General features: G+C 71.1%; 16 protein-coding genes. 11 read left to right on the plus strand and 5 right to left on the minus strand.

What is annotated here, in order from left to right:
• Positions 1–954 carry a dipeptidase gene (locus OVA17_RS12120; RefSeq protein WP_267786801.1) on the plus strand — a complete coding sequence of 318 codons (954 nt, stop codon included), beginning with the start codon at positions 1–3 and terminating at the stop codon, positions 952–954.
• Positions 951–1,448: a GNAT family N-acetyltransferase gene (locus OVA17_RS12125; protein WP_267786802.1), complete on the plus strand. Its 498-nt coding sequence runs from the start codon at positions 951–953 to the stop codon at positions 1,446–1,448. Before OVA17_RS12120 ends, OVA17_RS12125 begins: the two co-directional genes overlap by 4 nt.
• Before the next feature lie 206 nt (positions 1,449–1,654).
• Here OVA17_RS12125 and OVA17_RS12130 read toward each other — a convergent pair whose 3' ends face one another.
• Together OVA17_RS12130 and OVA17_RS12135 are read right to left on the minus strand one after the other, a co-directional pair.
• Positions 1,655–2,890, minus strand: a complete 1,236-nt coding sequence (locus OVA17_RS12130) for an NAD(P)/FAD-dependent oxidoreductase (protein WP_267786803.1) — start codon at positions 2,888–2,890, stop codon at positions 1,655–1,657.
• A 49-nt stretch (positions 2,891–2,939) separates the two neighbouring features.
• Positions 2,940–3,290, minus strand: a complete 351-nt coding sequence (locus OVA17_RS12135; protein ID WP_210076218.1) for an ArsR/SmtB family transcription factor — start codon at positions 3,288–3,290, stop codon at positions 2,940–2,942.
• Positions 3,291–3,390: 100 nt separating this feature from the next.
• Between OVA17_RS12135 and OVA17_RS12140 the strand changes: the two genes are divergently transcribed.
• The 3 genes from OVA17_RS12140 to OVA17_RS12150 are packed head-to-tail and all read left to right on the plus strand — an operon-like array spanning position 3,391 to position 5,584.
• Positions 3,391–3,798, plus strand: a complete 408-nt coding sequence (locus OVA17_RS12140) for an arsenate reductase ArsC (protein ID WP_103210809.1) — start codon at positions 3,391–3,393, stop codon at positions 3,796–3,798.
• Entirely contained in the window at positions 3,795–5,090 is a 1,296-nt protein-coding gene (locus OVA17_RS12145; RefSeq protein WP_267786804.1) for an FAD-dependent oxidoreductase, read from the plus strand. Before OVA17_RS12140 ends, OVA17_RS12145 begins: the two co-directional genes overlap by 4 nt.
• A complete protein-coding gene (locus OVA17_RS12150) occupies positions 5,081–5,584 on the plus strand; it encodes a GNAT family N-acetyltransferase (protein WP_420712439.1) in 504 nt (167 codons plus the stop codon). Before OVA17_RS12145 ends, OVA17_RS12150 begins: the two co-directional genes overlap by 10 nt.
• Before the next feature lie 48 nt (positions 5,585–5,632).
• Here OVA17_RS12150 and msrA read toward each other — a convergent pair whose 3' ends face one another.
• Together msrA and msrB are read right to left on the minus strand one after the other, a co-directional pair.
• Positions 5,633–6,187 carry a peptide-methionine (S)-S-oxide reductase MsrA gene (gene msrA / locus OVA17_RS12155; RefSeq protein ID WP_210113123.1) on the minus strand — a complete coding sequence of 185 codons (555 nt, stop codon included), beginning with the start codon at positions 6,185–6,187 and terminating at the stop codon, positions 5,633–5,635.
• A 38-nt stretch (positions 6,188–6,225) separates the two neighbouring features.
• Positions 6,226–6,684 (minus strand): peptide-methionine (R)-S-oxide reductase MsrB, encoded by a 459-nt coding sequence (msrB, locus tag OVA17_RS12160; RefSeq protein ID WP_144781908.1) that lies wholly within the window; start codon positions 6,682–6,684, stop codon positions 6,226–6,228.
• Positions 6,685–6,871: 187 nt separating this feature from the next.
• Between msrB and OVA17_RS12165 the strand changes: the two genes are divergently transcribed.
• From OVA17_RS12165 to OVA17_RS12175, 3 genes are all read left to right on the plus strand, one after another.
• Complete coding sequence (locus tag OVA17_RS12165) at positions 6,872–7,699, plus strand: SDR family NAD(P)-dependent oxidoreductase (RefSeq protein WP_267786807.1); 828 nt, start codon at positions 6,872–6,874, stop codon at positions 7,697–7,699.
• A gap of 59 nt (positions 7,700–7,758) precedes the next feature.
• Complete coding sequence (locus OVA17_RS12170) at positions 7,759–8,454, plus strand: helix-turn-helix transcriptional regulator (protein WP_267786808.1); 696 nt, start codon at positions 7,759–7,761, stop codon at positions 8,452–8,454.
• Positions 8,455–8,551: 97 nt separating this feature from the next.
• Positions 8,552–8,926 (plus strand): VOC family protein, encoded by a 375-nt coding sequence (locus OVA17_RS12175; protein WP_267786809.1) that lies wholly within the window; start codon positions 8,552–8,554, stop codon positions 8,924–8,926.
• A gap of 17 nt (positions 8,927–8,943) precedes the next feature.
• On the opposite strand, the gene OVA17_RS12180 is transcribed toward OVA17_RS12175, so the two are convergent.
• Positions 8,944–9,255: a hypothetical protein gene (locus OVA17_RS12180; RefSeq protein ID WP_210076205.1), complete on the minus strand. Its 312-nt coding sequence runs from the start codon at positions 9,253–9,255 to the stop codon at positions 8,944–8,946.
• Between the two features lie 165 nt (positions 9,256–9,420).
• On the opposite strand from OVA17_RS12180, the gene OVA17_RS12185 reads away from it, so the two are divergent.
• The 3 genes from OVA17_RS12185 (at position 9,421) to OVA17_RS12195 (ending at position 11,909) form a co-directional block, all read left to right on the plus strand.
• Positions 9,421–10,374 carry an intradiol ring-cleavage dioxygenase gene (locus OVA17_RS12185; protein ID WP_267786810.1) on the plus strand — a complete coding sequence of 318 codons (954 nt, stop codon included), beginning with the start codon at positions 9,421–9,423 and terminating at the stop codon, positions 10,372–10,374.
• Between the two features lie 112 nt (positions 10,375–10,486).
• A complete protein-coding gene (locus tag OVA17_RS12190; RefSeq protein ID WP_267786811.1) occupies positions 10,487–11,146 on the plus strand; it encodes a G5 domain-containing protein in 660 nt (219 codons plus the stop codon).
• A 37-nt stretch (positions 11,147–11,183) separates the two neighbouring features.
• Positions 11,184–11,909, plus strand: a complete 726-nt coding sequence (locus tag OVA17_RS12195; RefSeq protein WP_267786812.1) for an NUDIX hydrolase — start codon at positions 11,184–11,186, stop codon at positions 11,907–11,909.
• The last annotated feature ends 13 nt before the right edge of the window (positions 11,910–11,922 follow it).

An 11,922-nucleotide genomic window follows, 5' to 3' on the forward strand; every position in this document is an offset into this window, starting at 1 on the left:
GTGCTCTGGGATCAGCACGCCTGCGTCGAGCTCGTCGAGTCCGCCGACCTCGGCGACCTGCGGCGCTACCGCGGGGCCGGGGGAGGCTACGTCTCGATCAACGTCGGCTACGCCCCGCACACGCCCGAGCTCACGGCATCCCTCCTTCACTCCTTCCGCGCGCAGGTGGACGCGATCGACGGGTTGGAGCTGGCCGCCACGGTGGCCGACATCGACCGGGTCTCGGCCCGGGGCGACACGGCCGTGGCCTTCGACCTCGAAGACAGCGGCCCCCTCGGGGGCGACCTGGATGCCGTGGCCACCCTCGTCGCCCGCGGAGTGCGCACCCTCGGCCCGACCTACAACCACGCCAATCGCGCCGGCGGCGGGTGCCTCGACGCGGTCGACGACGGACTCACCGCGTGGGGCCGCGATCTCGTCGCCGAGATGAACAGGCGCGGCATGGTTCCCGACGGCTCGCACGTCGGCGCCCGCACGACCTTCGACATGTGCGCCGCGTCGACCCGCCCGGTCGTGTTCAGCCACTCGAACATGCGCGCCGTGTGGGAGCACCCCCGCAACATCACCGACGACCAGGCGCGCGCGGCGGCAGCCACCGGGGGAGTGGTGGGCATCACCGGCGTGGGCATCTTCTTGGGGCCGAACACCCCGACCCTCGAGGCGATGATCCGCCACCTCGAGTACGCGGTCGAGCTCGTCGGTAGCGAGCACGTGGGCGTCAGCACCGACTTCTCGTTCGACTGGGAGACCTTCCGCGACGAGGTGGTCCGCATGCCCGAGCTCTACGATGCGAGCTACACCCGGTGGGGGCCGATGGAGTGGATGCCGCCCGAGACCTTCGTGCTCCTCGGCTCGGCGCTCGCCGCGCGAGGATGGAAAGACACCGACGTCGCCGCCGTGCTCGGCGGGAACTTCCGCCGCGTCGCGGCCGAGAGCTGGGAGCCCCTGACATGACCCACCTGAAAGACGGCGCCGTGCTGCGCCCCGCTCGTGCGGGAGACGAAGAGGGAATCCTCGCGTGCATCCAGGCTCTCGCCGACTACGAACGCGAACCGGATGCCGTCGACAACACCGCCGAGATGATCGCCGACACGCTGTTCGGCGATGACGCCCGCGCATTCGCCTTCGTCGTCGAGAGGGAGGGGGAGATCCGGGCCATCGCGATCTGGTTCCTCACCTACTCGACGTGGACCGGTCGCCACGGCATCTGGCTCGAGGACCTGTACGTCCACGAGCCGTACCGGTCGAACGGCTACGGCGTCGCCCTCTTGGCCGCGCTCGCCGCGGAGTGCCTCGAGAAGGGCTACTCGCGTCTGGAATGGACCGTGCTCGACTGGAACGAGCCCGCGATCGGCTTCTACCGCGCGCTCGGCGCCCAGGCGATGGACGAGTGGACGACCCGCCGGGTGACCGGCGACGCGCTGGCGGCGTTGGCGGCGCGGGGGTAGCTCGGGTTCTGCGCCCGTGCATTCCCCGGTCGCGGCGCGGACCGAGCAGCGCGCGGTGCGCGGGCGGCGGGGGCGAAACAGCATCTCGCTGACGAACCCGCGTCAGGTTGCAGCGGAGCTGTCAGCGAGATGCCGTCTCGCGATGGAGGTGGCGCGCGAAGTCTCGCGCATCGCGCCGGCTGACCGCGCGAACTCACCGCGCGAATTCACCGCGCGAGGTCTCCCAGCACCGCCTCCGCCGCTCGCTGCCCCGACACCAGAGCGCCCTGGATCGACGCCGTGTCGCGATGGTCGCCGGCGAGGTATCGGCCGTCGTCGAGACGCACGCGGTGGCGCAGGCGCAGCGGCGGGTCCTGCACGGGGAGCGCGTGGGTGATGTCGTCGCGGCGCAGCAGGCGCCACGGCCGGGTGTCGGCTTCCCACACCTCGCCGAGCTGACGCCGCACGTCCCGCTCGGTGGCGGCCGACGGCATCACGCACGTGGCCTGGATGAGGTGCTGTCCGCGCGGGGCGTACGTGGGGGCGGTGTTGGTCATGACCGCGGTGTTCACGATCGGCCCGCGGCGACGTCCGTCGACGCGCAGCGCGGCATCGTCCGAGGGGGCCTCGTCGGCGGCGAACCACCACGTCTGCAGGCCCCGCGTGCGGGGGTGCGGGGCATCGAGAGCGTGATCCAGACCGCTCGCGAGCACGACGCTGCGGGCGGTCACGGCATCCCGGCCCTCCACCCCGAGGTGCCAGCCGCGCGTGCGCCGCCGGGTCGACACGACGCGGTGCGAGAGGCGGATGCCGACACCCGCACGCCGCGCGGTGTCGGCGAGCTGCGCGGGAAGGGCGCCGATCCCTGCGGCGGGAACGCCGGGGCGCCCGAGCGCGAAGCTGTGGATGAGCAGGCGTACGAAGGCGTCGGAGGTCTCTTGCCGGTCGTCGGCGATCACCCCGGCGAGGAAGGGCTCGAGCACCGCCTCGCGAAGGGGTCCGCGTAGCCCGGCCCGGTCCCAGCCCTCGTCGAGCGAGAAGTCGCGGCCCCTCTTCGCGGCCCGCGGCGACAGCAGGGTGGGGCCGACCCATCGTGCGAGTGCGGCGACATCGGCGGGGTGGACGAGCCCGCTCGCGAGAGTCGTCGGGAGAGATGACGGATGCCGCAGCGGATGGGCCAACCGCGCGACCCGGTCGTCGAGCCGCACGCCGACGGCGACCGGAAAGCGTCGGAGCGCGAGGGCGTCGATGTCGACCCAGCGCCGCACGGCCGGATACGCCGGGTTCAGCACGTGGAAGCCGAGGTCGAGGCGGAATCCGTCGACGATGTCGGTGCGCTCGCGCCCGCCGACCGCGTCGTTCGCCTCGAGGACGACGACGTCGCGCCCGGCCTCGGCCAGCCGGGTCGCGGCGCGGAGTCCCGCAAGCCCTGCTCCCACCACGACGACGTCGTATTCGCTCATGCCGCGAGCCTAAGCAGGCGAACGCGAGAGGAAGCGGGGGTTGCGGGCGTCAGCGACGGGGCGCGATGGCCGCGGCGACGCTGTCGAGAGCGCCCGGCACGAGCGAGAAGTACGCCCAGGTGCCGCGCTTCTCGCGGGTCAGGATGCCGGCATCCACCAGCACCTTCGTGTGGTGCGAGACCGTGGGCTGCGAGAGGCCGAGGGGTTCCTGCAGGTCGCACGCGCACGTGGCGCCGGCGTCTTGCGCGGCGATGATCGACACGATCCGCAGCCGCGCCGGATCGGCGAGCGCCTTGAGCGTCTTCGCCAGCGTCTCCGCTTCGGCCGGGGCCATCGCCGCGTCGCTCGACGAGACGCAGCAGCCGGCGTCGAGCAGGGGCAGGGCGATGGGGGAGGTCATGGCATCCATCATCGCCCTCACATCGATGAACGTCAATATTGACGAACGTCGATGTGTTGCGTCATGCTGTTCCCGTTCGACCCGAGCCGAAGGAATCGCCATGTCCGACACCGCCACGATCCTCTTCGTCTGCGTGCACAACGCCGGCCGCTCGCAGATGGCCGCCGGCTACGCCCGCACCCTGGGCGGCGACCGCGTACGCGTGCTCTCGGGCGGCAGCGCTCCCGGCGACGCTCTCAACCCGATGGCGGTGGCCGCGATGGCCGAAGAGGGGATCGACATCAGCTCCGAGGTACCGCAGCTGCTGCTCACCGACGACGTGCGTGCCTCCGACGCCGTCATCACGATGGGCTGCGGAGACGCGTGCCCGATCTTCCCCGGCAAGCGCTACGAGGACTGGGAGCTGACCGACCCGGCCGGCAAGGGTCTCGACGAGGTACGCCCCATCCGCGACGACATCAAGGCGCGGGTGACCACGCTGCTGCGCGAGCTCGGGGTCGACGCATGAGCCTGACCCTCACGGTCCCGCCGCGGCTCGAGGCCGATCGCCGCGCGGGTCTGCCCGTCGCTATCATCGGCGCCGGCCCCGTCGGCCTGGCTGCCGCCGCGCACCTCGTCGAACGCGGGCTGCCGGTCGTGGTCTTCGAAGCGGGCGACACCGCCGGAGCGGCCGTTCGCGCGTGGGGGCACACCCGTCTCTTCTCGCCATGGCGCTACGTCGTCGACGCCGCCGCGCGTCGCCTGCTCGAGGCCGAGGGGTGGACCGCCCCGGATGCCGAGGGACTCCCCACCGGAGACGAGCTGGTCGACGGCTACCTCGAACCCCTCGCGCGCACCGCCGCCCTGGCATCCGTCATCCGGTACGGCACGCGCGTCGAGGCCGTGGCCCGCCAGGGCATGGACCGCACGCGGTCGGTGGGTCGGGCGGCCACTCCTTTCGTGCTGCGACTGCGCACGGCCGAGCAGACGACGGATGCCACAGCTCGCGCCGTCATCGACACCTCGGGCACCACGAGCTCGCCGCGGTCGCTGCTGTCGTCGGGTCTCGCGCACGACGACCTCGGTGATGGCGTGACGACGGCGCTCCCCGATGTGCGCGGACGCGACCGCGACCGCTTCGCCGGTCGGCGCGTGCTCGTCGTCGGTGCGGGGCACTCGGCGGCGAACACCCTCATCGCCCTCGCCGCTCTCGCCGAGGAGGATCCGGCGACGCGTGTGTCGTGGGCGGTGCGCAACGACGGCACCGCACGCCTGGCCGCCGACGCCGCCGACGACCTCGCCGCGCGCGGACGCCTCGGCACGGCGGTCCACGACCTGGTGGCCGATGGCCGTGTCGAGCAGATCGCCTCGTTCGAGATCGACGACGTGCGGCTGTGCGACGACGGCGTGCGCGTCAGCGGCCGCCGCGCGGGTGAGGCGTTCGCCCTCGAGGTCGACGTGATCGTCAACGCCACGGGATTCCGTCCCGACCTGACGATGCTGCGCGAGATCCGCGTGGGGCTCGACGAGATCGTCGAGGCACCGCGCGCGCTCGCCCCGCTGATCGACCCGAACCTGCACTCGTGCGGCTCCGTGCCGCCGCACGGGGTCGCCGAACTGACGCACCCCGAGCCCGACTTCTTCCTCGCGGGCATGAAGTCCTACGGGCGGGCGCCCACCTTCCTGCTGCTCACCGGATACGAGCAGGTGCGCTCGATCGCGGCGGAACTCGCCGGCGACCGGGTGGCGGCACGGCAGGTCGATCTCGTGCTGCCCGAGACGGGCGTGTGCACGACCGACGCGGGGTCCTGCTGCGCGTGAGCGCGTCGCTGCGCCCGCTCGCCGCGGACGATTGGCCGGAGGTCCACCGCATCTACGCGGAGGGCATCGCGACCGGCCACGCGACGTTCGAGACGGCGCCCCCGGCGACGTGGGGCGAGTTCGACGAGGGCAAGGTGGTCGCGCATCGCGTCGTCGCGGTCGTCGACGACCGGGTCGTCGGGTGGGCGGCCGTCTCCGCCGTGTCGGCACGCCCCGTCTACCGCGGGGTCGTGGAGCACTCGGTCTACGTCGAGGCCGACGCCCGCGGTCGGGGGATCGGTCACCTGCTGCTCGAGGCCCTCATCGCCTCGACGGAGGCCGCCGGTGTCTGGACGATTCAGTCGTCGATCTTTGCCGACAATCACGCCTCGCTCGCCCTGCACGCGCGCCACGGTTTCCGCACCATCGGGGTTCGCGAGCGCATCGGCCGCGACGCTGCCGGCATGTGGCGCGACACCGTGCTGATCGAGAGACGCAGCCGAGCCGTCACGTGACACGACAGAGGGCCCGGATGCCATGGCATCCGGGCCCTCGCTCGTCGCTTACGCGGAGGCTTGCTCGCGCTTGGGCAGCACCCAACCGGGGCGTACGAAGTGGCACGTGTACCCGTTCGGGATGCGGATCAGGTAGTCCTGGTGCTCGGGCTCGGCCTCCCAGAAGGGCGCCTCGGGCTCGATCGTGGTGACGGCCTTGGCGGGCCAGATGCCCGACGCGTCGACGTCGGCGATCGTGTCGCGCGCGACCTTCTCCTGCTCGGGCGAGAGCGGGAAGATCGCCGAGCGGTAGCTCGTGCCGACGTCGTTGCCCTGACGGTTCAGGGTCGACGGATCGTGGATCTGGAAGAAGAACGCCAGGATGTCGCGGTACGACGTCTGCGTCGGGTCGAAGACGATCTCGACGGCCTCGGCGTGACCGGGGTGGTTGCGGTAGGTCGCGTGGTCGTTCTGACCTCCGGTGTAGCCGACGCGCGTGTCGAGCACACCGGGCTGGCGACGGATGAGGTCCTCGACCCCCCAGAAGCAGCCGCCCGCGAGGACGGCGGTCTCGGTGCCGGGACGACGGGTGATCTCGCCGGTGTCGGAAGGTCCGCTGGTCATGATGATGCTCCTTTTGCGGTTGCGGAAGGGGAAGAGGTTCATGAGGCCCGGCTCTCGCGGAACAGGGGAAGGTACGCGCCGTAGCCCTGCGCCTCGAGCTCGCTGACGGGCACGAAGCGCATCGCCGCCGAGTTCATGCAGTATCTCAGTCCACCGGCGTCGCGGGGGCCGTCGTCGAACAGGTGCCCGAGGTGGCTGTCGGCGCCGGCGGAGCGCACCTCGGTACGGGTCATCCAGAGCGATCGGTCGGTCTTGTTCACGACGGCGGCGTCGTCGATGGGCTTGGTGAAGCTCGGCCAGCCCGAGCCGCTTTCGAACTTGTCGGTCGAGGAGAACAGCGGCTGTCCCGATACGACATCGACGTAGATGCCGTCCTCGTGGTTGTCCCAGTACTCGTTGCGGAACGGCGGTTCGGTCGCGTCGTCCTGCGTGACGGCGAACTGGCGGTCGGTGAGGCGGCTGAGCGCCTCCGACGTCTTCCGGTACTCCGTGCTCACGGTGCGTATCCCTTCGTCATGACGCCCTGTGTCGAGCGTCATGGGTAAGAACGCGAGGCCCGCCGGTTTTGGTCCCGCGGGGCTGGGAGCGGGCTGTGAGTTCTCATCGACCCCGGATGCCGAGGGCAAGCCCCGCGGTTCTCATCGGTGCCCGCATTAACGTGGCGCCATCGACCAGGAGGTACGCATGACCCGCACGATCGTCATCACCGGAGCCAGCGACGGCATCGGCGCCGCGTCCGCGAAACAGCTCGCCCAGCTCGGCGAAGAGGTGGTCGTGGTGGGGCGCAACCCCGAGAAGACCGCGCGAGTGGCCCGGACGCTCGGGGTGGAGTCGTTCGTCGCGGACTTCAGCGAGCTGTCTCAGGTGCGCGAGCTCGCGGCATCCCTCCTCGAGCGCTATCCGCGCATCGACGTCCTCGCGAACAACGCCGGCGGGGTGTTCGGGCAGCGCACGCTCACCAAAGACGGGTACGAGATGACCTTCCAGGTGAACCACCTCGCGCCGTTCCTGCTCACGGATCTTCTGCGCGAGCGGCTCGTGGAGTCGCGGGCGTCGGTGATCCAGACCTCGAGCGCCGCGGCGAAGCTGTTCCCGCGGTTCGACGTCGACGACCTGCAGGGCGAGCACCGGTACTCCTCGACCGCGGCCTACGGCAACGCGAAGCTCGCGAACGTGCTGTTCACGAAGGAGCTGAACCGTCGCTTCGGCGATGCGGGGCTGTCGGCGGTGGCCTTTCATCCGGGCGTCATCGCCTCGAACTTCGGCTCCACCAGCGATGGGCCGTGGAAGTTCCTCTACGGCGGTCCGCTCGCCCAACGTCTGATGACCTCGACGTCGGTCGGCGGTGCGCGTCTGACGTGGCTCGCCCTCGGAAAGCCCGGCGTGGACTGGGCCCCCGGCGGCTTCTACTCCAACAACAAACAGGCGAAGACCAGCCGCTTGGCGGACGACCCCGTTCTCGCTCGGCAGCTGTGGGAGCGCAGCGAGGTGCTGGTGGGTCTCGACGGCTGATCCCCGCGATCACCCGCCCGCATTGTCGTCCTGCGGGAGACGTGACGCATGATGGGGCAGTGAATCGTACCGATCGCCTCTACGGCCTCGTGGAGGAGCTTCGGGCCGTCTCGCCGCGGCCGCGAAGCGCTCGCCGTCTCGCGGAGAGGTTCGAGGTATCGGTTCGGACCATCGAAAGAGACCTCGCGGCGCTGCAGCAGTCGGGGCTGCCCATCTGGGCGGAGCCGGGCCGCACCGGCGGGTACGTGATCGACGCGTCGGCGACGCTGGGACCGGCGGGGTTCACGCTCGACGAGGCCCTCTCGGTGCTGATCGGGCTCGGCACCCTTCGCCACAGTCCGTTCCGGCATTCGGCCCGGACGGCGATGCGAAAGCTGCTGGCGGTCATGCCGGAAGAAGATGCGGCGCGTGCCAGCGCGCTCGCTTCGCGCGTGCATCTGCTCGAGAGTGAGGATGACGCTGTCGTACCGTCCGCGTTCGCCGCGGCCCTGCGCGCGGACCGTGTCGTTCGCCTTCGATACCAGGACGCCAGCGGCGCAGAGTCCACCCGAGACGTCGAACCGTTGGGATCGATCGGCAAGGACGGGCGGTGGTACCTCATCGCGTGGTGCCGCCTGCGCGACGGGGTACGGGCGTTTCGAGGAGACCGGATGCTGTCGATCGAGGTGACGCGAGAGCGACCCCCGCAACGAGCCCTGCGTGCCGCGCACCTCGCGATCCCCTACGGGCGCTTGCGGTCGGTGGTCGAGGGCTGAACTTCGTCGGGGGATTTCGCGAAACACCGACAGGACGGTGTCGCGAGGCTCCGCGAGGCTGGTGCTCTCATCTCGTCGACCCCATCGAAGGAACGCCATGCCGTTTGCCTCCATCCGTATCGTCACCGACGACCTCGACGCTCTCGTCGCCTTCTACGAGTGGGTCACCGGCCGGTCGGCCGAACGCCCCGCCCCCGTCTTCGCGCAGTTCCGCGGCTCCGGCGTGAACCTCGCGATCGCGAGCAGCGCCACCGTCGCGATGCTCGGCGATGCTGTGGTCCCCGCGACGAATCGATCCGTGCTCATCGAGTTCGAAGTCGCCGACGTCGACGCCGAGTTCGCGAGACTGCGACGGACCGGCGACGATGTCGTTCTCGAACCGACCACGATGCCGTGGGGCAACCGGTCCGCACTCGTCCGCGACCCCGACGGCAACGTCGTGAACCTCTTCAGTACGCCCACGGCAAGCTAGCCGCGAGTCGGCCTCGCCTACCGCACGCCCGCCCGCGGCGGCGAGACGTTCCACCCGAAGCGCTCGAGAGCGTCGTGCAGACGCCGGGCCTGCGCCCACGCGATCTGCCCCGAGACGTCGGAGTAGATGTCGATGGCGAACGGCGGGGGATCCGCGAACTTCGGGATCTCGACCTCGGCCCACGCGTGCGGGGCGAGCCAGACGCGGGGGCGGGCGGTACCCGCATCTTCGACCCCGCCGTCGGCGGCGAAGGCGATCGCGTCGAGTGCGTCGATCTTGGTGATCGGCATGTTCACGACGAGGGTCACCGCGTGCAGCACTCCGGTCATCGCGCACCTCCCTTCCTCATCCTCACACGCGCGTGTCCGGTGAGGGGCGGGTCTTTCCGACGGGGGATGCCATGTCACAGGCGGCGCACAGGATCGGTGAGGGCGGGGGCAGGCCGCGTTCCCCATCCTCGGGGGAACGCCCGCCTCGACCTTGGAGAACCGACCATGAGCCGCATCCCCGACACCCAGATGACCCCGGAAGGTCCCGCCTACGAGGGCCGCTTGCTCGACCGAGCCGACGAGCCGGTCGTCGACCAGGGTGCGCCCTTCGACATCCGCACGCTTGTATCCCGCCGTCGTCTCCTGGGACTGTTCGCCGTCGGAGCGGGAACGGCGACCCTCGCGGCGTGCGCGCCCACCGGCACCGCGGCCACCGCGAGCCCCAGCGCGACCGCCCTGAGCGCGCCGTCCCCGAGCACCTCGACGACCGCACCGGCTGTCGCGCTGCCCGCGGGGGAGATCCCGCAAGAGACGGCGGGCCCCTACCCGGGTGACGGCTCGAACGGCGCCGACATCCTCGAAAGGTCAGGGGTCGTGCGCAGCGACCTGCGCTCGAGCCTGGACGGCGGGGCGACCGCGGCGGGCGTGCCCATGACGCTCGACCTCACCATCCTCGACATGGCGAACGGCGACGTCCCCCTCGCCGGGGCCGCGGTGTACGTCTGGCACTGCGACGCCGAGGGAAGATACTCCATGTACTCGTCCGGCATCCAGAACGAGACCTACCTGCGGGGGGTTCAGGTCGTCGGCGCCGACGGCGTCGTCTCCTTCACCTCGATCTTCCCCGCCTGTTACGACGGGCGTTGGCCCCACATCCACTTCGAGGTGTATCCGAACGCGGACGCCATCACCGACGCCGCCAACGCCATCGCGACGTCGCAGGTGGCCCTGCCCGCCGCGACCTGCGACGTCGTCTACGCCGACGCGGCCTACACCTCCTCGGCATCCAACCTCTCCCGCGTCTCCCTCGAGAGCGACAACGTCTTCGGCGACGACGGGGGAGTGCTCGAACTCGCCACGACGACCGGAGACAACGCCACGGGGTGGACGGTCGCCCTCACGGTTCGCGTCGACACCACGACGACGGCGGCCGCGGGGGCGATGCCCGGCGGCCGCTGACCCTGACGCGGCTGGCGCGTGAAAGTCGTGGTTGCCTCGGCGCCTCCGATCTGGTCTGCTGAGCATCAGCATGGCGAAGACGCCGCGCTCCTGTTCTGGGGGGAACACCACGATGACCGTTGCGAACGATCGAATCTCTGCGCGCCTGCGCGCCCACCGACCCCGGCACGTCGCCCTGGGGGTGACGGCGGTCGTCGTGACCGTGCTGCTCGCGGCGGGATGCTCTTCTTCCGTCTCATCCGCCGAGCCGGCGGCCACCGGCGACGCGCGACGCCTCGTGGCGTCGTCGCCCACCGAGACGCCGTCGCCGACACCCGTCGTCGCGGTGTCGGAGCAGACCGTCACGTCCGCCCTGCCCTTCGAACGGACGACGGTGGACGACGGTTCCCTGCCGTCGGGAGAGTCACGCGTGTCGACGGCGGGCGTCGATGGCGAGAAGGTCTCGGTCTACCGCGTGACGACGATCGACGGGGTCGAGTCCGAGCGCGTTCTGCTCAGCGAATCCGTCGGTCGCGCGCCGGTCGCGGAGGTCACCTCGCGAGGAACGTACGTCGCACCCCCTCCGCCCGCGCCGGTCGAAGCGGCATCCGGCGGCGAGGGCTGTGACCCGAACTACGCCGACGCGTGCGTGCCCATCGATTCCGACGTCGACTGCGCGGGTGGGAAGGGCAACGGCCCGTCCTACTTCGACGGTGTCGCCCGGGTCGTCGGTGCCGACGTCTACAAGCTCGATGGCGACGGTGACGGCTTCGCCTGCAACGGGCCGCGCTAAGAACCCGCTGAGCAGAGGCCGCGGCTAGCCTCGATCCATGCCGTCTCCCCGCGCCCAACTCGAAGACCTCCTCGCCCGGGGGCTCGGCGACGTCTCGCCGGCCCTGCGGGCGGTCCCGGTCGAGGGTGAGGCCCGCGCCGCGGCGGTGCTCATCCTGTTCGGGGTCCTCGACGGCATCCCGAGCTCTCGCGAGGCGGTGAACGTGCCCAGCGATCTCGACGTCCTCCTGTTGGCGCGGGCGAGCACCCTGCGCGCCCACCCCGGTCAGGTCGCCTTTCCCGGTGGTCGGGTGGATCCCGGAGATCGGGATGCCGTGGCAGCGGCGCTCCGTGAAGCCCGCGAGGAGACCGGGCTCGATCCGCACGGCGTCGAGGTGCTGGGGACGCTCGATCCGGTGCCGCTGGCGTTCTCTCGGCACGAGGTGACCCCGGTCATCGGCTGGTGGGTCCGACCGACGCCGGTCCGCGCCGTCGACGAAGCGGAGTCCGCCGCGGTCTTCCGAGCCCCCGTGGCCGACCTGCTCGACCCCGCGCGTCGTGGGGTGACCGTCGTCCGGCGTGACGGACGGGAGTGGCGCGGGCCCGCCTTCTCACTGCAGACGGCCCGCGGCCTGCAGACGGTCTGGGGGTTCACGGCGATGCTGCTCGACGGCCTCTTCGATCTCCTCGAGTGGACGGAGCCGTGGGATCGCTCGAGAGTGATCGCGCTGCCCGAGGCGATCGCCGGCGGCGGAGGACGTTCCTCGGGCGTGCGTCGCCCGTAGCCCTTCCGGTGTA

Origin of the sequence: Microbacterium sp. SL75 (assembly GCF_026625865.1) — a bacterium.
Taxonomy (GTDB): domain Bacteria; phylum Actinomycetota; class Actinomycetes; order Actinomycetales; family Microbacteriaceae; genus Microbacterium.